Here is a 21,501-nt window from a genome sequence, read left to right as displayed (position 1 = left end):
GGGGGACACCTTCCGGTGTCCCCCTCAGGGCTGCTAGTCGCGGGCCGCGGTCAGGTGTTCCGCGTGTTCCTGGAGCGAACGGACGCCCACGTCTCCGTGGTTGAGGGCGTCGATGCCCTGGACGGCCGCCGCGAGCGCCTGGACGGTCGTCAGACACGGCACGGACCGCGCCACGGCCGCCGTACGGATCTCGTAGCCGTCGAGGCGGCCACCGGTGCCGTACGGGGTGTTGACGATGAGGTCGACCTCGCCGTCGTGGATGAGCTGGACGATGGTCTTCTCGCCGTTCGGGCCGGTGCCCTCGGACTGCTTGCGCACGACCCTGGCGTTGATGCCGTTGCGCTTGAGGACTTCGGCCGTGCCGGAGGTGGCGAGCAGTTCGAAGCCGTGGGCGACCAGTTCGCGCGCCGGGAAGATCATCGACCGCTTGTCGCGGTTGGCGACCGAGATGAAGGCGCGGCCCTTGGTCGGCAGCGGACCGTAGGCCCCGGCCTGCGACTTGGCGTACGCCGTGCCGAAGACGGAGTCGATGCCCATGACCTCGCCGGTGGAGCGCATCTCGGGGCCGAGGACCGTGTCGACGCCCCGCCCGTGGATGTCACGGAAGCGCGACCACGGCATGACGGCTTCCTTGACGGAGATCGGCGCGTCGAACGGGAGCTCGCCGCCGTCGCCCTTCGCCGGAAGCAGCCTCTCCGCGCGCAGTTCGGCGATCGTCGCGCCCAGCGAGATCCGGGCGGCGGCCTTCGCCAGCGGCACCGCGGTCGCCTTCGAGGTGAAGGGGACGGTGCGGGAGGCACGCGGGTTGGCTTCGAGGACGTAGAGGATGTCGCCCGCCATCGCGAACTGGATGTTGATCAGGCCGCGGACGCCGACGCCCTTGGCGATGGCCTCCGTGGAGGCCCGCAGGCGCTTGATGTCGAAGCCGCCCAGCGTGATCGGGGGCAGGGCGCACGCCGAGTCGCCGGAGTGGATGCCGGCCTCCTCGATGTGCTCCATGACACCGCCGAGGTAGAGCTCCTCGCCGTCGTAGAGGGCGTCGACGTCGATCTCGATCGCGTCGTCGAGGAAGCGGTCGACCAGGACCGGCCGGGAGGGGCTGATCTCGGTCGACTCGGCGATGTACGACTCCAGCCGGGTCTCGTCGTACACGATCTCCATGCCGCGCCCGCCGAGGACGTACGAGGGCCGCACCAGGACCGGGTAGCCGATCTCGTCGGCGATGGCCTTGGCGCCCGCGAAGGTGGTGGCGGTGCCGTGCTTGGGCGCCGGCAGCCCCGCCTCCGCGAGGACCTGCCCGAAGGCGCCGCGGTCCTCGGCGGCGTGGATGGCCTCGGGGGGCGTGCCGACGACCGGTACGCCGTTGTCCTTGAGCGCCTGCGCGAGGCCCAGCGGGGTCTGGCCGCCGAGCTGCACGATCACGCCCGCGATCGGGCCGGCCTGCGCCTCCGCGTGGACGATCTCCAGCACGTCCTCCAGCGTCAGCGGCTCGAAGTACAGGCGGTCGGAGGTGTCGTAGTCCGTGGAGACGGTCTCCGGGTTGCAGTTGACCATCACGGTCTCGTACCCGGCGTCGCTCAGCGCGAAGGAGGCGTGGACGCAGGAGTAGTCGAACTCGATGCCCTGGCCGATGCGGTTCGGGCCGGAGCCCAGGATGATGACGGCCGGCTTCTCGCGCGGGGCGACCTCGCTCTCCTCGTCGTAGGAGGAGTAGAAGTACGGCGTCTTCGCGGCGAACTCGGCGGCGCAGGTGTCGACCGTCTTGTACACCGGGCGCACGCCCAGCGCGTGCCGCACCTCGCGCACGACGTCCTCGCGCAGGCCCCGGATCTCGCCGATCTGCTGGTCGGAGAAGCCGTGCCGCTTGGCCTCGGCGAGCAGCTCGGGGACCAGACGCTCGGCGGCGGCGAGTTCGTCCGCGATCTCCCTGATCAGGAACAGCTGGTCCACGAACCAGGGGTCGATCTTCGTGTACTCGAAGATCTCCTCCTGCGTGGCACCGGCGCGGATCGCCTCCATGACCGTGTTGATCCGGCCGTCGGTCGGGCGGACCGAAGCCTCCAGGAGCTCATTCTTGTCGCCCGTCTCGCCGACGAAGGTGAACTGCGAGCCCTTCTTCTCCAGCGAGCGCAGGGCCTTCTGGAAGGCCTCGGTGAAGTTGCGGCCGATCGCCATGGCCTCGCCGACCGACTTCATGGTCGTGGTCAGCGTGGAGTCGGCGCTCGGGAACTTCTCGAAGGCGAAGCGCGGGGCCTTCACGACCACGTAGTCGAGGGTCGGCTCGAAGGAGGCCGGGGTCTTCTCCGTGATGTCGTTCGGGATCTCGTCGAGGGTGTAGCCGACGGCCAGCTTGGCGGCGATCTTGGCGATCGGGAAGCCGGTGGCCTTCGACGCGAGGGCCGAGGAGCGCGACACCCGCGGGTTCATCTCGATGACGATGATGCGGCCGTCGACGGGGTTCACCGCGAACTGGATGTTGCAGCCGCCGGTGTCGACGCCGACCTCGCGGATGATCGCGATGCCGATGTCGCGCAGGCGCTGGTACTCACGGTCGGTGAGCGTCATCGCGGGCGCGACGGTGATCGAGTCACCGGTGTGGACGCCCATCGGGTCGAAGTTCTCGATGGAACAGACGACCACCACGTTGTCGTTCTTGTCGCGCATCAGCTCCAGCTCGTACTCCTTCCAGCCGAGGATGGACTCCTCCAGGAGCACCTCGGTGGTCGGGGAGAGCGTGAGGCCCTGGCCGGCGATGCGGCGCAGCTCCTCCTCGTCGTGGGCGAAGCCGGAGCCGGCGCCGCCCATGGTGAAGGAGGGGCGGACCACGACCGGGTAGCCGCCGAGCTGCTCGACGCCCTTGAGCACGTCGTCCATCGAGTGGCAGATGTAGGACCGGGCGGACTCGCCGTGCCCGATCTTCTCGCGGACGGCCTCGACGACACCCTTGAAGAGGTCGCGGTCCTCGCCCTTGTTGATGGCTTCGACGTTGGCGCCGATCAGCTCGACACCGTACTTCTCCAGCACCCCCTGCTCGTGCATGGAGATCGCGGTGTTGAGGGCCGTCTGGCCGCCCAGGGTGGGCAGCAGCGCGTCCGGCCGCTCCTTGGCGATGATCTTCTCGACGAACTCCGGGGTGATCGGCTCGACGTAGGTGGCGTCGGCGATCTCCGGGTCGGTCATGATCGTCGCCGGGTTGGAGTTGACCAGGATGACGCGCAGGCCCTCGGCCTTGAGCACACGGCACGCCTGGGTGCCGGAGTAGTCGAACTCGGCGGCCTGGCCGATGACGATCGGGCCGGAGCCGATGACCAGGACGGACTGGATATCGGTGCGCTTAGGCACGCTGGCCCTCCATCAGGACTGTGCTCATCAAAGACGTGAAGCGGTCGAACAGATAGGCGGCGTCGTGCGGGCCGGCTGCCGCTTCGGGGTGGTACTGGACACTGAAGGCCGGTCGGTCGAGGAGCTGCAGCCCCTCCACCACGTTGTCGTTGAGGCACACGTGGGACACCTCGGCGCGGCCGAACGGGGTGTCGGAGACCTTGTCGAGCGGGGCGTCGACGGCGAAGCCGTGGTTGTGCGCGGTGACCTCGACCTTGCCGGTGGAACGGTCCTGCACCGGCTGGTTGATGCCGCGGTGGCCGTACTTCAGCTTGTAGGTGCCGAAGCCGAGCGCGCGGCCCAGGATCTGGTTGCCGAAGCAGATGCCGAACAGCGGGGTGCCGCGCTCCAGGACCGCCTGCATCAGGGCGACCGGATGATCGGCGGTGGCCGGGTCGCCGGGTCCGTTGGAGAAGAACACGCCGTCGGGCCGGACGGCGTAGACCTCCTCGACGCTCGCCGTGGCGGGCAGCACGTGCACCTCGATGCCGCGCTCGGCCATGCGGTGCGGGGTCATGCCCTTGATGCCGAGGTCGACGGCGGCGACGGTGAACTTCTTCTCGCCGATCGCGGGAACGACGTACGTCTCCTTGGTGGCGACCTCCGCGGAGAGGTTCGCGCCCTTCATCTCGGGGGCCTGGCGCACCTCGGTGAGCATGGTGCCGTCGTCCGGCAACGCGTTGCCGGAGAAGATGCCGACGCGCATGGCGCCGCGCTCACGCAGGTGGCGGGTCAGGGCGCGCGTGTCGATGCCGGAGATACCGACGACGCCCTGCGCGGCCAGCTCCTCGTCGAGGGTGCGGCGGGAGCGCCAGTTGGACGGCACGCGCGCGGGGTCGCGCACCACGTATCCGGCGACCCAGATCCGCTTCGACTCGGGGTCCTCGTCGTTGACGCCGGTGTTGCCGACGTGCGGGGCGGTCATCACAACGACCTGGCGGTGGTACGACGGGTCGGTGAGGGTCTCCTGGTAGCCGGTCATGCCGGTGGAGAACACCGCTTCGCCGAAGGTCACCCCCACGGCCCCGTAGGCACGGCCGCGGAAGATCCGGCCGTCCTCCAGGACGAGTACCGCGGGAGTTTTGGCGGCTCCCCTTGTGGAGGTCGTCATCGTGCGCCTTCCGTTTCCGTCTTGTTGATCATGGAGTTGATGGCGTCGACCCACGCGTTGTGCTCGGCCGCGCGCTCGGACCGGAACCCGGAGTCGATCAGCCGCTCGCCGTGCGCCCAGGTCACGACGAGCAGCCCGCCCTCGGTCAGCACCTTGCCGGCGATGCCCTTGTCGAGCCGGGCCTCGCGCAGCGCCTCGAGAGGGACGAAGAAATCCGTCGCTCCTGGCCGTACGACATCCAGTCCCGCGTCCGTCAGCGTGAGCTCGACCCGGCTGCGGGTGCCCAGGCCGTGCGCCACGATGCGGTCGAGCCACTGCCCGGCGGTGGTGGAGCCGTGGTAGCGGCCGCTCATCGTCAGTGTGGCCTCACCGGGCTCCTGCGGCGCGGTGGGCAGCTCGGGCAGGTCGCCCTGGAGCGTGCCGCGCCACTTCCAGCCCTCGCGCATCAGCCAGTAGACGAGCGCGACGAAGAGGGCGAGTCCGACGAGCCAGCCGATGCGGGCGGCCCAGTCGGTGACCTGAGCCGATTCCTTCTCGGCGGCCAGCAGAATTACAGGTGTCACGTGAGCTTCCCGTCGACGAGCGTGGCCTTGCCCCGGAGCCACGTGTGCGTGACACGGCCCGGCAGCTCGCGACCCTCGTAGGGGGTGTTGCGGCTGCGCGAGGCGAAGCCCGCGGGGTCCACGGACCCACGGTATTCCGTGTCGACGAGCGTGAGGTTGGCGGGCTCACCTGCCGAGACGGGACGGCCCTGCCCCTTGGCCTGTCCGATCTGTGCGGGCTTGACGGACATGCGGTCGGCGACCTGGGCCCAGTCGAGGAGCCCGGTGTCGACCATCGTCTCCTGGACCACCGACAGCGCGGTCTCCAGGCCGACCATGCCCATGGCGGCCGCGGCCCACTCGCAGTCCTTGTCCTCGTGCGGGTGCGGGGCGTGGTCGGTGGCCACGATGTCGATCGTGCCGTCCGCGAGGGCCTCACGCAGGGCGAGCACGTCGCGCTCGGTACGCAGCGGCGGGTTGACCTTGAAGACCGGGTTGTAGGTACGCACCAGCTCATCCGTGAGGAGGAGATGGTGCGGGGTGACCTCGGCGGTGACGTCGATACCGCGGGACTTGGCCCAGCGGACGATCTCCACCGAGCCCGCGGTCGACAGGTGGCAGATGTGGACGCGGGAGCCGACGTGCTCGGCGAGCAGGACATCCCGGGCGATGATCGATTCTTCGGCCACCGCCGGCCAGCCGCCGAGACCCAGCTCGGCGGAGACGATGCCCTCGTTCATCTGGGCGCCCTCGGTCAGCCTCGGCTCCTGCGCGTGCTGGGCGACGACCCCGCCGAAGGCCTTCACGTACTCCAGCGCCCGGCGCATGATCACGGCGTCGTCGACACACTTGCCGTCGTCGGAGAAGACGGTGACGCCGGCGGCCGACTCGTGCATCGCGCCCAGCTCGGCGAGCTTGCGGCCCTCCAGGGCGACGGTGACGGCACCGATGGGCTGCACGTCGCAGTAGCCGTGCTCCTGGCCGAGCCGGTAGACCTGCTCGACCACACCGGCGGTGTCGGCGACCGGGAACGTGTTGGCCATGGCGAACACGGTGGTGTAGCCCCCGGAGGCGGCCGCCCGCGTGCCGGTCAGCACGGTCTCGGAGTCCTCGCGGCCGGGCTCGCGCAGGTGGGTGTGCAGGTCCACCAGACCCGGCAGCAGCACCTTGCCGCCGGCTTCGACGACCTCGGCGCCCTCCGCCGACAGACCGACACCCACCTCGGCGATGGTCGCGCCGTCGATCAGCACGTCCTGCGGCTCGCCGCCGAGCACCTTCGCACCACGGATCAGGATCTTGCTCATCTGTCTTACTTCTCCTCGGTACGGGTGTGGCTGACGGCGGGCTCGTTGCCGCCCAGGAGCAGGTACAGGACGGCCATCCGGACGGAGACTCCGTTTGCGACCTGCTCGACGACGGTGCAGCGGTCGGAATCGGCGACCTCGGCGGTGATCTCCATGCCGCGGACCATCGGACCGGGGTGCATCACGATGGCGTGCTCGGGCATCTTCGCCATGCGCTCGCCGTCGAGGCCGTAGCGCCGCGCGTACTCGCGCTCGGTCGGGAAGAACGCCGCGTTCATGCGCTCGCGCTGGACGCGCAGCATCATCACCGCGTCGGACTTGGAAAGGGTGCTGTCCAGCTCGTAGGAGACCTCGCAGGGCCAGGTCTCGACGCCGACCGGCACCAGGGTGGGCGGGGCGACCAGGGTGACCTCGGCACCGAGGGTGTGCAGCAGGTCGACGTTGGAGCGGGCGACCCGGCTGTGCAGGATGTCGCCGACGATCGTGATCCGCTTGCCGGCGAGGTCCTGCCCGATCCCGGCGTCCCGCCCGACGAGCCGGCGGCGCATGGTGAAGGCGTCCAGCAGGGCCTGCGTCGGGTGCTGGTGGGTGCCGTCACCGGCGTTGATCACGGCCGCGTCGATCCAGCCGGAGTTGGCGAGGCGGTACGGGGCTCCGGAGGCGCCGTGCCGGATGACGACGGCGTCCACGCCCATGGCTTCGAGGGTCTGGGCGGTGTCCTTCAGGGACTCGCCCTTGGACACGCTCGACCCCTTGGCGGAGAAGTTGATGACGTCCGCGGACAGGCGCTTCTCGGCGGCCTCGAAGGAGATCCGGGTCCGGGTGGAGTCCTCGAAGAAGAGGTTGACGACGGTTCGGCCGCGCAGGGTCGGCAGTTTCTTGATCGGCCGGTCGGCGACCCGGGCCATCTCCTCGGCGGTGTCGAGGATCAGGACGGCGTCGTCGCGGGTGAGGTCGGCGGCCGAGATGAGATGACGCTGCATCTGTCAGGCTCCGTAAGGCAGTTCAGGTCGGGAGATTTCGCGCGCGGGCGTGCGGGGGCGCACTCGGGGACGTCGGGGACGTACGACCGAGTGCGGCTACGGCTCGCGCGTCGGGGAGGTCTTCACACCGAGCAGCACGGTGTCGCGACCGTCCTCCTCGGCGAGCTGGACCTTGACCGTCTCCCGCAGCGACGTGGGGAGGTTCTTGCCGACGTAGTCGGCGCGGATGGGCAGTTCGCGGTGGCCCCGGTCGACGAGGACCGCGAGCTGGACCGCGCGGGGGCGCCCGATGTCGTTCAGGGCGTCGAGGGCGGCTCGGATGGTGCGGCCGGAGAAGAGCACGTCGTCGACGAGGACGACCAGCCTGCCGTCGATGCCGTCACCGGGGATGTCGGTGCGGGCCAGCGCACGCGGCGGGTGCATGCGCAGGTCGTCGCGGTACATGGTGATGTCGAGGGAGCCGACCGGGATCTTGCGGTCGGTGATCTCCTCGAGCTTGGCGGCGAGCCGCTGGGCGAGGAAGACGCCCCGGGTGGGAATGCCGAGGAGCACCACGTCGTCGGCGCCCTTGGCGCGCTCGACGATCTCGTGGGCGATGCGGGTCAGTACCCGCGCGATGTCAGGGCCTTCGAGCACTGGCCTTGCATCGGACGCTTGAGTGTCCATAAGAAACGGACCTCCTTCTCCGCCTCACGGGACGGACCTTAAAGGACGTCGGATTTGCGCCATCCACGGTAGCAGGCCGGAGCGACGTCCCTGATCACCCCCTTGGCCCAACGGGCCACCGGTACCACGGAAGAGTCGGTGCGGACCATTCGGCTTGACGCGGCAGAGTAACGCTGCGTAACCTCACAGTGAGTTACCAGCCGCGCGGCATGGAAACAACCCAGTCGCGTCGACACAGTGTCCGGGGAGCTATATGTCCAGCGAATACGCCAAACAGCTCGGGGCCAAGCTCCGGGCCATCCGCACCCAGCAGGGCCTTTCCCTCCACGGTGTCGAGGAGAAGTCCCAGGGTCGTTGGAAGGCCGTCGTGGTCGGTTCGTACGAGCGCGGCGACCGCGCCGTGACCGTGCAGCGACTTGCCGAGCTGGCGGATTTCTACGGCGTTCCGGTGCAGGAGCTGCTGCCGGGCACCACGCCGGGCGGGGCCGCCGAGCCGCCGCCGAAGCTGGTCCTCGACCTGGAGCGGCTGGCCCACGTGCCGGCCGAGAAGGCGGGTCCCCTCCAGCGGTATGCCGCCACCATCCAGTCCCAGCGCGGTGACTACAACGGCAAGGTGCTCTCGATCCGTCAGGACGACCTGCGCACACTCGCCGTCATCTACGACCAGTCGCCCTCGGTCCTCACCGAGCAGCTGATCAGCTGGGGCGTGCTGGACGCGGACGCGCGCCGTGCGGTGGCCTCCCACGAGGACAACTGAGCCGCTTCTCACCTGAGCAGAAACGTGCCGCCGGGGTGGCCGGAACTTCACGGTTCCAGCTACCCCGGCGGCTTTCTGCGGGCCTGACGGGGCTCCGGGGCACAGGGACGCCCAAGGGCCCGCAGCGTCACCGCTGCGGGCCCTTGGGCAATGCGTGCCGATCGCGCCGGTCCTCCGGCGCCTCGTGGCGGCTCCTGTGCCTCGTCGTGGCGCTAGGCCTCGTCGCGGCGCAGCGAGGGCTTGAGTTCCTTGAACCGGCCGAGCAGGCCGTTCACGAACGAGGGCGACTCGTCCGTGGAGAACTCCTTCGCCAGCTGCACCATCTCGTCGAGGACGACGGCGTCAGGCGTCTCGTCCGCCCAGATCAGCTCGTAGGCGCCGAGGCGCAGGATGTTGCGGTCGACGACGGGCATCCTGTCGAGCGTCCAGCCGACCGAGTACTGGGCGATCAGCTCGTCGATGCGCTTCGCGTGCTGCGCGTACCCCTCGACAAGCTGCATCGTGTACTCGCTCACCGGCGGCTGCCGGGTGTCGCCCCGGGAGAGCCGGATCCAGTCCGCGAGGACCGTCAGGACGTCCGCGTCGCGCTGGTCACCCTCGAAGAGGATCTGGAAGGCGCGCTTGCGGGCCGTGTTGCGGGCAGCCACGGTTAGCTGTTCACCCGGCCGAGGTAGTCGCTCGTGCGGGTGTCGACCTTGATCTTCTCACCGGTGGTGATGAAGAGCGGGACGTTGATCTGGTGACCGGTCTCCAGGATGGCGGGCTTGGTGCCACCGGTGGAGCGGTCGCCCTGGACGCCCGGTTCGGTCTCCTGGATGACGAGCTCGACGGCGGCCGGCAGCTCCACGAAGAGCACCTCGCCCTCGTGCTGCGCCACGGTGGCGGTGAAGCCCTCGATCAGGAAGTTGGCGGCGTCGCCGACAGCCTTGCGGTCGACCATGAGCTGGTCGTAGGTCTCCATGTCCATGAAGACGAAGTACTCGCCGTCCATGTAGGAGAACTGCATGTCGCGCTTGTCGATCGTGGCCGTCTCGACCTTGACGCCGGCGTTGAACGTCTTGTCGACGACCTTGCCGGAAAGCACGTTCTTCAGCTTGGTGCGCACGAAGGCGGGGCCCTTGCCGGGCTTGACGTGCTGGAACTCGACGACGGACCACAGCTGGCCTCCGTCGAGCTTGAGCACCAGGCCGTTCTTGAGGTCGTTCGTGGAAGCCACGGTTGCGGAATCTCCTGGACTGACGTGGACGACCCCGGGGGCACACGCCTACAGCGCGAGCAGCTCCTTGGTCGTGATGGTGAGTAGCTCTGGGCCGCCGTCCGCCTCGGGGCGGACGACGAGCGTGTCATCGATCCGGACGCCGCCCCGGCCCGGGAGGTGAACCCCCGGTTCGACGGTGACCGGCACGCAAGCGTCCAGTTTACCCATGGCCGCGGGGGCCAGCTGCGGGTCCTCGTCGATTTCGAGTCCCACCCCGTGTCCCATCAGGGCCGGAAGTCCTTCCGAGTACCCCGCGGAGTCCACTACCTGGCGTGCGGCACGGTCCACGTCGCGGTAGGCGGCGCCGGGTACGAGACTCTCCCGTCCGGCCCGCTGGGCGGCGAAGACGAGGTCGTACAGCTCGATCTGCCAGTCCGCCGGGGACGTACCGATGACGAAGGTACGGCCGATCTCGCACCGGTAGCCGCGGTACGTCGCCCCGAGGCAGACGGACAGAAAGTCACCCTCCTCGACCCGCCGGTCGGTGGGGCGGTGGCCGCGTCTGCCGGAGTTCGGACCGGTACCGACGGAGGTCGCGAAGGCGGGACCGTCGGCACCGTGGTCGACCAGGCGACGCTCCAGTTCCAGGGCCAGGTGACGTTCAGTACGGCCGACGAGGATGGACTCGAGCAGTTCACCGAGGGCCTGGTCGGCGATTTCGGCGCCGATCCTGAGGCAGGAGATCTCCTCCTCGTCCTTCACCACCCGCAGCTGCTCGACCGCGCCGCCCAGATCCGCGAGGCGCAGCCGGGGCACGACCGAGCGGATGGCGCGGTGCCGGGCGACGGTCAGGTGATGCTCCTCCACCGCGAGGGACTCACCGCCTTGCCCTGCCGCGAGGTCGGCGGCGGCGACGGCCGGGTCGCCACCGGGTCCGGGCAGCCTCTGCACGCGCAGCGCCTCGTCGGGCCGGCCTTCGGTAGGGCGGTCGTCCGGTGGGCCGGGGCACAGCAGCAGGTCCTCGGTCCTGCCGAGCAGCAGGACGGCGCCGTGCGGGGCGGCGCCCGCGAGATAGCGGACGTTGGCGGGGCGGGTCACCAGCGCGGAGGCGCTGCCGCTGGCTTGGCAGCGTTCCCGTAGGCGGGTTCGGCGGGCACCGTAGACCTCTGACATGACACGAGCGTAGGAGCGGTGTCCGGATTGTGCTGGTTGGGAGGGTGCCGTTTGGGGGACGGGGGTGCGGCTCTTGGTTGTATGCCGTCTGCGGGACGGTGGGGGTTGATCGCGCAGTTCCCCGCGCCCCTTCAGGTTGGCTCAGTCCCCCATGACTACCAGCTCGGGGGGCTTGCTATCGACCTTGCCAGTACCTCGTCCAGGACCTGGGCCGTCTGTGGCACGTCCAGCTGGGAGTTGTCGATGATGGGGAGGCCGGAGCCGTACCAGCCGGCCATGCGGCCGTGGATGCGGGCGACCTCCTCGTCGGTGAGGCGGCGGTTTCCCGAGCGTTCGGCGTTGCGCTCCAGGACGATCTCGAGGCCCGGCAACAGAACCACCGGCAGCAGGCCCGGGCCCACGTGGCGCTTCCAGCCGCCGAGGCCGACGACCGGGCGGTCGGGGAAGACGGCGTCGTCGAGGATGCAGGAGATGCCGTTGGCCAGGAAGTTGCGGGCCGCGAAGCCGCAGGTGCGGCGGGCGAGGCGGTACTGGGCCTCGGAGTGGTCGTTCCACCCGGACTGCGGGTCGGCGAAGCCCGAGCGGACCCATTCGCGTACGTCGTCGAGGCTGATGTGGGCGGTGGGGACCCGGCGGCCGCCCGCCCAGTAACGGGCGACGCTCGTCTTTCCGGCGCCGGCCGGGCCGATGAGCAGAACCGCGAGGGTCGTGGCGGCCGGGTCGGCGGTCGTGGCGGGCGGCGCGCTCGGCATGCCGACGGGACCGCCGGGCGGCAACGGCACATGGCCGGTGGTCTCCGGCACCGGCGGGACCGGGGCGTGCTGCGGTGCGGGCGGTACCGGCGCCGAGGGCGCGCCGGTGAAGCCCGGAGCGGGAGGAGGCGGTGGGGGCACGGGGGCTGAACCCTGGTGTGCGCCCGGGTGCTGCGGACCCGGGGGATGTGCGGCCGGCGACCAGCCGGCGACCGGTCCGTGCCCCGGCTGGTGGGGCGGCGGCAGCGGAGAACCCACTGCGTGCTGCATCCGGTGCCACTCCGTCTCGTACAGGCAATGGGCGCTGACAGCGCGGGGGATTCCCGCTTCGCTACCGAACGGTACCGCCCCCGGCCGTCGTTTGGTGAAACGGCCGGGGGCGGTCCGAAGTGCCCGGTGGCGCAAGGTGAATCGGGCGGATGGAGTACCGCGGGACTTACTCGCCCACTTCGCCGTACGCGGCGAGGAGGACCGCCGGGTCGGGGCCCTCCAGAACGGTCGGCTTCGCCAGACCGTCCAGGACGATGAAGCGCAGCAGGTCGCCGCGGGACTTCTTGTCGACCTTCATGGTCTCCAGCAGCTTGGGCCACTGGTCGTAGCGGTAGTGCAGGGGCAGGCCGACGGATTCCAGGACCGTACGGTGCCGGTCGGCCGTGGCGTCGTCCAAGCGGCCCGCGAGACGGCCGAGTTCGGCGGCGAAGTGCATACCGACCGAGACCGCGGCGCCGTGCCGCCACTTGTAGCGCTCGTTCTTCTCGATGGCGTGCGCGAGCGTGTGGCCGTAGTTGAGGATCTCCCTGAGGCCCGACTCCTTGAGGTCGGAGGAGACCACCTCGGCCTTGACCCGGATGGACCGCTCGATGAGCTCCGCGGTGTGCGGGCCCGCCGGAGTGCGGGCGGCCTCGGGGTCGGACTCGATGAGCTCCAGGATCGTCGGGTCGGCGATGAAGCCGGCCTTGATGATCTCGGCGAGCCCGGAGACGTAGTCGTTGACCGAGAGGGAGTCGAGCGCGGCCAGGTCGCACAGCACGCCGGCCGGCGGGTGGAAGGCGCCGACGAGGTTCTTGCCCTCGGCGGTGTTGATGCCGGTCTTGCCGCCGACGGCAGCGTCCACCATGGCCAGCACGGTGGTCGGGACGGCGATCCAGCGCACCCCGCGCAGCCAGGTCGCGGCCACGAACCCGGCGAGGTCCGTGGTCGCGCCGCCGCCGACCCCGACCACGACGTCGGTGCGGGTGAAGCCGGACTGGCCGAGTGCCTTCCAGCAGTAGGCGGCGACCTCGGCGGTCTTGGCCTCCTCCGCGTTCGGCACCTGGATGGCGACGACCTCGAAGCCCTGCCCGGCCAGGTCGCCGCGCAGCGCGTCGCCGGTCTCGGCCAGCGCCTCGGGGTGGACGATCGCGACCCGCTTGGCCTTGTCGCCGATCAACCCGGCGAGCTCGCCCAGGAGTTGCCGGCCCACCAGTACCTCGTAGGGCTCGCTGCCCGCGGTACCGCCGACCTGGATCCGGGTGACTGCCTCGCTCATGCTTCCTTCAACTCCAGTGCGTCCAGGGCGGCTTGGGTGACCTCTTCGGGCGTACGGCCGTCCGTGGACACGACCGCCGTGGCGATCGACTCGTACAGGTGCCGCCGCGCCTCCATCAGTTCGCGCCACTGCTTGCGCGGGTTGACGGCGAGCAGCGGCCGGGCGGCGTTCAGGCCGGTGCGCTTCACGGCTTCCTCGACGTCCATGGAGAGGTAGACGACGCGCTGCCCGGTGAGCAGCGCGCGGGTGTCCTCGTCCAGGATCGCGCCGCCGCCCAGCGCGAGGACGCCGTCGTGCTCGGCGAGCGCCCGGCGCACCGCCCGCTTCTCGATCGCGCGGAAGTCCGGCTCGCCCTCGTCGACGAAGATCTCGGCGATGGACCGGCCCTGCTCGGCGACGATGTCGTCGTCGGTGTCCCGGTAGCCGACGCCGAGCCGCTCGGCGAGCAACTGCCCGACGGTGGACTTGCCGACGCCCATCGGGCCGACCAGGACGACCACAGGCACAGCGCTCATCGGACCGGGAGGTTGTCGAGGTACGAGCGGACGTTGCGGTGGGTCTCGCCCACGCTGTCGCCGCCGAACTTCTCCGCGACCGCGTCCGCGAGGACCAGCGCGACCATCGCCTCCGCGACGATGCCGGCGGCCGGCACCGCACACACGTCCGAGCGCTGGTGATGGGCCTGCGCGGGCTCGCCGGTGGCCACGTCGACCGTCTGCAGCGCGCGCGGCACGGTCGCGATCGGCTTCATCGCCGCCCGTACCCGCAGCAGCTCACCGGTGGTCAGGCCGCCCTCGGTGCCGCCGGAACGGCCGGTGGCCCGCCTGATGCCCTCGTCGGTGGCGAGGATCTCGTCGTGCGCCTTCGAGCCGGGCACGCGCGCCAGGTCGAAGCCGTCGCCGACCTCGACGCCCTTGATGGCCTGGATGCCCATGAGGGCGGCGGCCAGCCGGGCGTCCAGCCTGCGGTCCCAGTGCACGTGCGAGCCGAGGCCCACGGGCACGCCGTACGCCAGCACCTCGACCACGCCGCCGAGGGTGTCGCCGTCCTTGTGGGCCTGGTCGATCTCCGCGACCATCGCCTTCGACGCGTCCGCGTCCAGGCAGCGCACCGGGTCGGCGTCCAGCTTCTCGACGTCGGAGGGCTTGGGGTAGACGCCGTAGGGCGCCTTCGCCGCGGCCAGCTCGACGACGTGCGAGACGATCTCGATGCCGGCCGTCTCCTTCAGGTACGACCGGGCCACCGCGCCCAGCGCCACCCGGGCCGCCGTCTCACGGGCGGAGGCGCGCTCCAGGATCGGCCGGGCCTCGTCGAAGCCGTACTTCTGCATGCCGGCCAGGTCGGCGTGGCCGGGTCGCGGCCGGGTCAGCGGGGCGTTGCGGGCCAGGCCCGCCAGGATCTCGGGGTCGATGGGGTCGGCCGCCATGACCTGCTCCCACTTCGGCCACTCGGTGTTGCCCACCATGACCGCGACCGGGGAGCCCAGGGTGAGACCGTGCCGCACACCGCCGAGGAACGTGACCTCGTCACGCTCGAACTTCATGCGCGCACCGCGTCCATAACCGAGCCGGCGCCGGGCCAGGTGGTCCGCCACCATCTCCGTGGTGATCGGCACGCCGGCGGGAAGTCCCTCCAGCGTCGCGACGAGTGCGGGACCGTGGGACTCCCCCGCGGTCAGCCAGCGCAACCTGCTCAACGGTGCTCCTCAGTGCTCGCGCCCTGGTACTGCCCTTCGTACGCTCGTCCTCGCGTACGGCGACGGCCCGACCAGGTGCGCGGCCCTGGCCCGCCACCTCCGATCCTCCCACGTCCGGGCACGGGAACCGGCCGCCGGTCCACAGGGCGGACGGGACACGGCTGTCCCGACGGCGACCGAGCTGCTCCTAGCGGGCGGCGAGCGCGTGCTCGCCCGCCTTGCGCATCGCGTCCAGCGGGGCCGGGGTCCGGCCGGTCATCTGCTCCACCTGCAGGACCGCCTGGTGCACCAGCAGGTCGAGTCCGCTGACGACGGCCCCGCCGTACGCGGACCAGCGGGCGGCGAGCTCGGTGGGCCACGGGTCGTAGAGCACGTCGAAGAGAGTGGCGGGGCGTTCCGGCAGGGCCGAGGACAGCGCGTCGGTCGCACCGGCCGGGGTGGTCGCGACGACGAGCGGTGCACGCAGGGCCTGCTCGGCGTCCGCCCAGTCCGCCGTACGGAGCTCGATGTCCAGCCGCTCGCCCCACTGCCGCATCTCGGCGGCACGGGCCTCGCTGCGGACGTAGGCGACGACCTCGCCGGTGCAGATCCGGGACAGGGCGGCGAGCGCGGAGGAGGCGGTGGCGCCGGCGCCGAGGATCGCGGCGGAGTCGACCTGCTCGATGCCGTGTTCGCGCAGGGCGGCGACCATGCCGGGGATGTCGGTGTTGTCGCCGACCCGGCGGCCGTCCTCGGTGAAAACGACCGTGTTGACCGCGTCGACCGAGGCGGCCGTCTCGCTGATGTCGTCGAGCAGCGGGATGACGGTTCGCTTCAGCGGCATGGTCACCGAGAGCCCGGCCCACTCCGGGCCGAGTTCCGCGAAGAACCCGGGCAGGGCGGCCTCGTCGAGCTCGAACCGGTCGTACGACCAGTTCGTCAGGCCCAGCTCCTCGTACGCGGCGCGGTGCAGCACGGGCGAGAGGGAGTGCGCGATGGGCTTGCCGAGCACGGCGGCCCGGCGGGCGTCAACTGCCCGAGCTCTCATTGAACTTGTCCCTGAGCCTTTCGAATTCCGCGAAGGTCTTCGCGTATTCGGTCTTGTTCACACCGTCGGTCGCCACGAAGTAGAGCCAGCCCTCGTCGGTCGGATTCTCCGTCGCCTTCATCGCCTCGTCACCGGGGTTACCGATGGGACCGGGCGGCAGACCCTCCTGCGTGTACGTGTTGTACGGGTCCTGGTTGCTGTTGATCTCCGACTCACTGATGTTGATGTTGCTCTCGTTCTTCAGGTAATTGAAGGTCGAGTCGAACTGCAGCTTCCGGTTGGTCTCGGTGTTCGTGGACTTGAGGCGGTTGTAGATCACCTCCGCCATCTTGCGGAAGTCGTCCTCGGTCTTGCCCTCGGCCTGGACGAGGCTGGCGACGGTGACGACCTGCAGCGGGTTGTCCAGCTTGAGCGCCTTGGCCTTTGCCTCCACGTCGAACTCGTCGTACTTCTTCGCCGCCTGGGTCACCATCTCCTTCAGGACCGTCTCGGCCTTCATGCCCTTGGCGGCGGGATAGGTGCCGGGGTAGAGGAATCCTTCCAGCGGATCCTTTATGTCCTTGTTGTCATTCGCCCAGTCAGGCAGGCCGAGGCTCTCGAACTCCTTCTCGGCGATCTTCCTGGTGGTGCCGGACGACAATTCGAGTTTCGTGTCGATCGTCTTGTAGACGCTGATATTGCGCTCGCCCGGCTTGACCAGCACATTGTTCTGGCTCTTGGGGTCGAGCATCATTTCGATGGCGCTCTCGGCGGACATCTGCGTCTTCAGCAGATAGGCGCCGGCCTGGATCGTCTTCCCCTTGGGATTCTGGTCCTGAGCGGCCACGAACGCGTCGACGCTCTTGACCACGCCCGCTTCTTTCAGCTTCTGACCGATCGTCGACCCGAAGGCTCCCTTGGGGATGACGACGGACACCAGCTCGCTCGTACCGTCCCCGGCGTAGTCCGGAGCCGAGCCGAAACGATCCTGGTAGAACTGGTAGCCGAAATATCCGACTCCGCCCACTCCTCCGCCGAACACCAGCAGGACCACCAGACACGCGCATCCGCTGCGGCGCTTCTTGGGCTTGCCGCCGCGTCCCTTGCGGTCGCCGCGGTCGCCCTTCGGTTCGTCCGAGTCATCCTCGTCGTCGTCAGCGCCCGAGAAGAACGCGTGCTCGCCCTGATCGGGACCGGGATCCCAGTCGGGCTGCTGCGGCTCGGGGCCGGCGCGCCGACGGACGGGCGGCTCCGGCGGCGGGTAGGCGTCCGGGGTGCCGTAGAAGTCGGGCTGCTGCTGGCCGCCGTACGGCATGCCCTGCTGCTGCCCGTACGGGTCCGACGGATCGGGGTACTGACCGGGCTCGTGCGTGCCGGTGGCCCAGCCGTTGTTGTCGTACTGCTGCTGGGGCTGGGGCGCGTACTGCTGCTGGTCGTACTGCTGCCCGCCGTACTGCTGGCCGTACTGCTGCTGCTCGCCGTACTGCTGGTTGTACTGCTGCTGGCCGTACTGCTGCTGCTCGCCGTACTGCTGCTGGTAGTGCTGCTGCGCCTGACCGTATGCGGCCTGCTGGCCGTCGCCCCAGCCTCCATTGTCGTACTGCGGCTGCTGCGGCTGCTCCGGATGGTGCTGCGGCTGGCCGCCGTAGGGGGACTGCTGACCCGCCTGGGCCTGCTGTCCACCCCATCCGTCATCCCCGTACAACGGGTCCTCCGGATGCCACGGTTCGGAGCCTTCGCCCCGGCCATACTCAGTCATCGATCCCCTAGAGCCGCGAGGCGGCGGTTGCGCGGCTTTCGGCTCGGCTCCCGTTCCGCCTCTCTTTGTGCGGTGGCTGTTCGAACACCTCCGCATCGCGCGGAACGTTACCGTATCGCGATCAGATGACCACTTCGACGCCCTCGCCGGGTGCTTTACCTGACACCCGTTCGGATTCCAGGGCCTGTTGAAGGATGATCACGGCCGCTACCTGGTCGATGACCGATCTGCCCTTTTTCGACTTCACACCCGAGGCGCGCAGTCCCTGACTGGCCGTCACCGTGGTCATCCGCTCGTCCACGAGCCGGACCGGGACGGGGGCGATGCCCCGGGCGAGCTCCTGGGCGAAGCCGCGGACCTTGACCGCGGCCGGGCCCTCGCCCCCCTTGAGGGAGCGGGGGAGGCCGACCACGACCTCGATCGGCTCGTACTCCTCGACCAGTTGCCTCAGCCGGCGGTGAGCTGCGGGAAGGTCCCGGCCGGGGACCGTCTCCACCGGGGTGGCGAGGATCCCGTCGGGGTCGCACGACGCGACCCCGATGCGGGCGTCCCCGACGTCGATCGCGAGTCGACGGCCGCGGCGCATGCCGCGGCCGTCGTCACTGACTTCGGCGCTCACTTGGCCGTTTCCGCCACGAGCCGCTCGACGGCCTCGACGGCCTCGCCGACGGCGGCCGGGTTCTGGCCGCCGCCCTGGGCGAGGTCCGGCTTGCCGCCACCGCCGCCGCCGAGGGTCTTGGCGGCCGTACGGACCAGGTCGCCGGCCTTGAGGCCGCGCTCGCGGGCGGCCTCGTTGGTGGCGATGACGGTCAGCGGCTTGCCGTTGCTGACCGTGAACAGGGCGACCACGGCGGCCCGGCCGCCCTGGATGCGGCCCCGCACGTCGAGGACCAGCTTGCGCAGGTCGTCGGGGGTGGTGCCGTCCGGGACCTGACCGGTGACGAGAGCGACGCCCTGGACGTCCTTGGCCGACCCGGCGAGACCGGCGGCGGCCTGGAGGACCTTCTCGGCGCGGAACTTCTCGATCTCCTTCTCGGCGTCCTTCAGCCTGCCGAGCATGGCGGAGATCTTCTCCGGGAGCTCCTCCGGACGGCCCTTGACCAGCTCCTGGAGCTGGGCGACGACCGTGTGCTCACGGGCGAGGAAGTTGTAGGCGTCGACACCCACGAGGGCCTCGATACGGCGCACACCCGAGCCGATCGACGACTCGCCGAGCAGCTTCACCAGGCCCAGCTGGGCGGTGTTGTGGACGTGCGTGCCGCCGCACAGCTCCTTGGAGAAGTCGCCGATGGTGACGACCCGGACGCGCTCGCCGTACTTCTCGCCGAACTCGGCGATGGCGCCCTGCTTCTTGGCCTCGTCGATGCCCATGACGTCGGCGCGGACGTCCAGGTCGCGGGCGAGCACCTCGTTGATCTTCTGCTCCACGTCGGTCATCACGGCCGTGGGAACGGCGGCGGGCGAACCGAAGTCGAAGCGGAAGCGGCCGGGCTGGTTCTCGGAACCGGCCTGGGCGGCCGTCGGGCCGAGGGCGTCGCGCAGGGCCTGGTGGGTCAGGTGCGTGGCCGAGTGGGCGCGGGCGATGGCCGTGCGGCGGCGATGGTCGATCGAGGCGTGGGCCTTGGAGCCGACGGTGACCTCGCCGACCTGGACGACGCCCTTGTGGACGTACACGCCGGGCACCGGCTTCTGGCAGTCGCGGATCTCGATGACGGCACCGGTGTCCACCCTGATGCGGCCGGTGTCGCCGATCTGGCCGCCGCCCTCGGCGTAGAACGGGGTGCGGTCCAGGACGATCTCGACCTCGTCGCCCTCGGTGGCGGCCGGGGAGGAGGCACCGTCGACGAGGATCCCGACGATCGTAGACTCGCCCTCGGTGTCCGAGTAGCCGATGAAGTCGGTCTCGCCGGCCTTGTCGGCGATCTCGCGGTAGGCGCCGACGCCGGCGTGGCCGGTCTTCTTGGCCTGGGCGTCGGCCTTGGCGCGCTCCCGCTGCTCCTTCATCAGGCGCCGGAAGCCGTCCTCGTCCACGGAGAGGCCCTGCTCGGCGGCCATCTCCAGGGTGAGGTCGATCGGGAAGCCCCAGGTGTCGTGGAGCAGGAAGGCCTTGTCGCCGGACAGGACGGTGCCGCCGGCCTGCTTGGTCTCGGTGACGGCGGTGTCGAGGATGTTCGTGCCGCCCTTGAGGGCCTTGAGGAAGGCGTTCTCCTCGGCGACGGCGACCTTCTCGATCCGCTCGCGGTCGGTGACCAGCTCCGGGTACTGCTGGCCCATCATCTCGATGACCGTGTCGATCAGGTCCTTGACGACCGGGCCGGTGGCACCGAGCAGACGCATGTTGCGGATGGCGCGGCGCATGATGCGGCGCAGGACATAGCCGCGGCCCTCGTTGCCGGGGGTCACGCCGTCGCCGATGAGCATCACGGACGTGCGCATGTGGTCGGTGACCACGCGCAGGGAGACGTCCGAGTCGTGGGCTTCGCCGTACTCGACACCGGTCAGCTCGGTGGCCTTCTTGATGACGGCCATGGAGGTGTCGATCTCGTACATGTTCTGCACGCCCTGCAGAATCATGGCGAGCCGCTCCATGCCGAGGCCCGTGTCGATGTTCTTGCTCGGCAGGTCGCCCAGGATCTCGAAGTTGTCCTTGCCGATGCCCTCGCCGCGCTCGTACTGCATGAAGACGAGGTTCCAGATCTCCACGTACCGCTCGTCGTTGACGGCGGGGCCGCCCTCGACGCCGAACTCGGGGCCGCGGTCGTAGTTGATCTCGGAACAGGGGCCGCACGGGCCGGGAACGCCCATGGACCAGTAGTTGTCCTTCATGCCGAGGCGCTGGATGCGCTCCTTGGGCACGCCGACGACCTCGTGCCAGATGCGCTCGGCCTCGTCGTCGTCCTTGTAGACGGTGATCCAGAGCTTCTCCGGCTCCAGGCCGTAACCACCCTTGTCCTGGGGCGTGGTGAGCAGCTCCCAGGCGTACTTGATGGCGCCTTCCTTGAAGTAGTCGCCGAAGGAGAAGTTGCCGCACATCTGGAAGAAGGTGCCGTGCCGCGTGGTCTTGCCGACCTCTTCGATGTCCGGCGTGCGCACGCACTTCTGCACGCTGGTGGCGCGCTGGAACGGCGGCTTGACCTCACCCAGGAAGTAGGGCTTGAAGGGCACCATGCCGGCCGGGACGAGGAGCAGAGTCGGGTCGTCCGCGATGAGCGACGCCGAAGGGACGACGGTGTGCCCGCGCTCCTCGAAGAAGCTCAACCAGCGGCGACGAATCTCGGCCGACTCCATCAGTGGTCCTCATTCCGGTTGTACGAGTATGTCGTCCTGTCGCTCTCGACGGACTTCGGGTTGGTGCGGTTCTCGATGGCGGCGTACCGCCGGGGGGAGGGAAGCTCGGGGTTCTCGTTGATCCCGAGGGCGTCACCCAGCTCCGCCTCCCGCTGGGCCATGTTGTCGCGGACGTCCAGCGCGAAGCCCACCGCGCGGTCCTTGATGCGGTGACCGGCATCGAGCGCCTTGTTCGCCGCGGTCACGGCGAGGTTCTCGGGGGTCAGCTGCTTCAGCTTGCGATTGACCTTGGTGGTGGCCCACACACCGGCGGCGACGCCCGAGGTGAACCAGAAGGTACGGCGGAACATCGCTGGC

Annotated in this window: 19 protein-coding genes; 1 reads left to right on the top strand and 18 read right to left on the bottom strand. The window is 69.8% G+C overall.

The window, feature by feature from the left end:
* Window positions 1–33: 33 nt before the first annotated feature.
* The 6 genes from carB to pyrR all read right to left on the bottom strand — a co-directional run bounded on the left by carB (window position 34) and on the right by pyrR (window position 7,987).
* The gene (gene carB / locus OG252_RS40920; protein WP_329342510.1) at window positions 34–3,342 is read right to left on the bottom strand and encodes a carbamoyl-phosphate synthase large subunit; all 3,309 of its coding nucleotides are present in this window, start codon (window positions 3,340–3,342) and stop codon (window positions 34–36) included.
* Window positions 3,335–4,492: a glutamine-hydrolyzing carbamoyl-phosphate synthase small subunit gene (carA, locus tag OG252_RS40915; protein ID WP_266443052.1), complete on the bottom strand. Its 1,158-nt coding sequence runs from the start codon at window positions 4,490–4,492 to the stop codon at window positions 3,335–3,337. Before carA ends, carB begins: the two co-directional genes overlap by 8 nt.
* Window positions 4,489–5,055: a PH-like domain-containing protein gene (locus OG252_RS40910; RefSeq protein WP_266443049.1), complete on the bottom strand. Its 567-nt coding sequence runs from the start codon at window positions 5,053–5,055 to the stop codon at window positions 4,489–4,491. Before OG252_RS40910 ends, carA begins: the two co-directional genes overlap by 4 nt.
* Window positions 5,052–6,338: a dihydroorotase gene (locus OG252_RS40905; protein ID WP_266443046.1), complete on the bottom strand. Its 1,287-nt coding sequence runs from the start codon at window positions 6,336–6,338 to the stop codon at window positions 5,052–5,054. The genes OG252_RS40910 and OG252_RS40905 overlap by 4 nt, the downstream gene beginning before the upstream one ends.
* Before the next feature lie 5 nt (window positions 6,339–6,343).
* Window positions 6,344–7,321 (bottom strand): aspartate carbamoyltransferase catalytic subunit, encoded by a 978-nt coding sequence (locus tag OG252_RS40900; RefSeq protein WP_266443043.1) that lies wholly within the window; start codon window positions 7,319–7,321, stop codon window positions 6,344–6,346.
* 96 nt (window positions 7,322–7,417) lie between these two features.
* On the bottom strand, window positions 7,418–7,987 hold the full coding sequence (pyrR, locus tag OG252_RS40895; RefSeq protein ID WP_266443040.1) for a bifunctional pyr operon transcriptional regulator/uracil phosphoribosyltransferase PyrR: 570 nt from the start codon (window positions 7,985–7,987) through the stop codon (window positions 7,418–7,420).
* A 253-nt stretch (window positions 7,988–8,240) separates the two neighbouring features.
* Between pyrR and bldD the strand changes: the two genes are divergently transcribed.
* Entirely contained in the window at window positions 8,241–8,744 is a 504-nt protein-coding gene (gene bldD / locus OG252_RS40890) for a transcriptional regulator BldD (RefSeq protein ID WP_266443037.1), read from the top strand.
* A 212-nt stretch (window positions 8,745–8,956) separates the two neighbouring features.
* Here bldD and nusB read toward each other — a convergent pair whose 3' ends face one another.
* The 12 genes from nusB to OG252_RS40830 all read right to left on the bottom strand — a co-directional run bounded on the left by nusB (window position 8,957) and on the right by OG252_RS40830 (window position 21,494).
* Window positions 8,957–9,391, bottom strand: a complete 435-nt coding sequence (gene nusB, locus OG252_RS40885; RefSeq protein WP_266443034.1) for a transcription antitermination factor NusB — start codon at window positions 9,389–9,391, stop codon at window positions 8,957–8,959.
* Between the two features lie 2 nt (window positions 9,392–9,393).
* Window positions 9,394–9,960 carry an elongation factor P gene (efp, locus tag OG252_RS40880; protein ID WP_030038547.1) on the bottom strand — a complete coding sequence of 189 codons (567 nt, stop codon included), beginning with the start codon at window positions 9,958–9,960 and terminating at the stop codon, window positions 9,394–9,396.
* 48 nt (window positions 9,961–10,008) lie between these two features.
* A complete protein-coding gene (locus OG252_RS40875; RefSeq protein WP_329342505.1) occupies window positions 10,009–11,115 on the bottom strand; it encodes an aminopeptidase P family protein in 1,107 nt (368 codons plus the stop codon).
* Between the two features lie 155 nt (window positions 11,116–11,270).
* Complete coding sequence (locus OG252_RS40870) at window positions 11,271–12,137, bottom strand: Pro-rich N-terminal domain-containing protein (protein WP_266443024.1); 867 nt, start codon at window positions 12,135–12,137, stop codon at window positions 11,271–11,273.
* 166 nt (window positions 12,138–12,303) lie between these two features.
* Window positions 12,304–13,395, bottom strand: a complete 1,092-nt coding sequence (gene aroB, locus OG252_RS40865) for a 3-dehydroquinate synthase (protein ID WP_329342502.1) — start codon at window positions 13,393–13,395, stop codon at window positions 12,304–12,306.
* Window positions 13,392–13,910: a shikimate kinase gene (locus tag OG252_RS40860; protein WP_329342500.1), complete on the bottom strand. Its 519-nt coding sequence runs from the start codon at window positions 13,908–13,910 to the stop codon at window positions 13,392–13,394. The genes aroB and OG252_RS40860 overlap by 4 nt, the downstream gene beginning before the upstream one ends.
* The gene (aroC, locus tag OG252_RS40855; protein WP_329342498.1) at window positions 13,907–15,091 is read right to left on the bottom strand and encodes a chorismate synthase; all 1,185 of its coding nucleotides are present in this window, start codon (window positions 15,089–15,091) and stop codon (window positions 13,907–13,909) included. Before aroC ends, OG252_RS40860 begins: the two co-directional genes overlap by 4 nt.
* A 187-nt stretch (window positions 15,092–15,278) precedes the next feature.
* Window positions 15,279–16,118: a shikimate dehydrogenase gene (locus OG252_RS40850; RefSeq protein ID WP_266443013.1), complete on the bottom strand. Its 840-nt coding sequence runs from the start codon at window positions 16,116–16,118 to the stop codon at window positions 15,279–15,281.
* Entirely contained in the window at window positions 16,099–17,856 is a 1,758-nt protein-coding gene (gene mltG, locus OG252_RS40845) for an endolytic transglycosylase MltG (protein WP_329342496.1), read from the bottom strand. Before mltG ends, OG252_RS40850 begins: the two co-directional genes overlap by 20 nt.
* Before the next feature lie 121 nt (window positions 17,857–17,977).
* Entirely contained in the window at window positions 17,978–18,442 is a 465-nt protein-coding gene (gene ruvX / locus OG252_RS40840; RefSeq protein ID WP_266448750.1) for a Holliday junction resolvase RuvX, read from the bottom strand.
* Window positions 18,443–18,471: 29 nt separating this feature from the next.
* On the bottom strand, window positions 18,472–21,144 hold the full coding sequence (gene alaS / locus OG252_RS40835; protein ID WP_266443008.1) for an alanine--tRNA ligase: 2,673 nt from the start codon (window positions 21,142–21,144) through the stop codon (window positions 18,472–18,474).
* Window positions 21,144–21,494, bottom strand: a complete 351-nt coding sequence (locus OG252_RS40830) for a hypothetical protein (RefSeq protein WP_266443006.1) — start codon at window positions 21,492–21,494, stop codon at window positions 21,144–21,146. Before OG252_RS40830 ends, alaS begins: the two co-directional genes overlap by 1 nt.
* Window positions 21,495–21,501 lie beyond the last annotated feature (7 nt).

The organism is Streptomyces sp. NBC_01352 (genome assembly GCF_036237295.1).
GTDB lineage: Bacteria > Actinomycetota > Actinomycetes > Streptomycetales > Streptomycetaceae > Streptomyces > Streptomyces plumbiresistens.
This window is presented reverse-complemented; position numbering and strand designations above follow the sequence as displayed.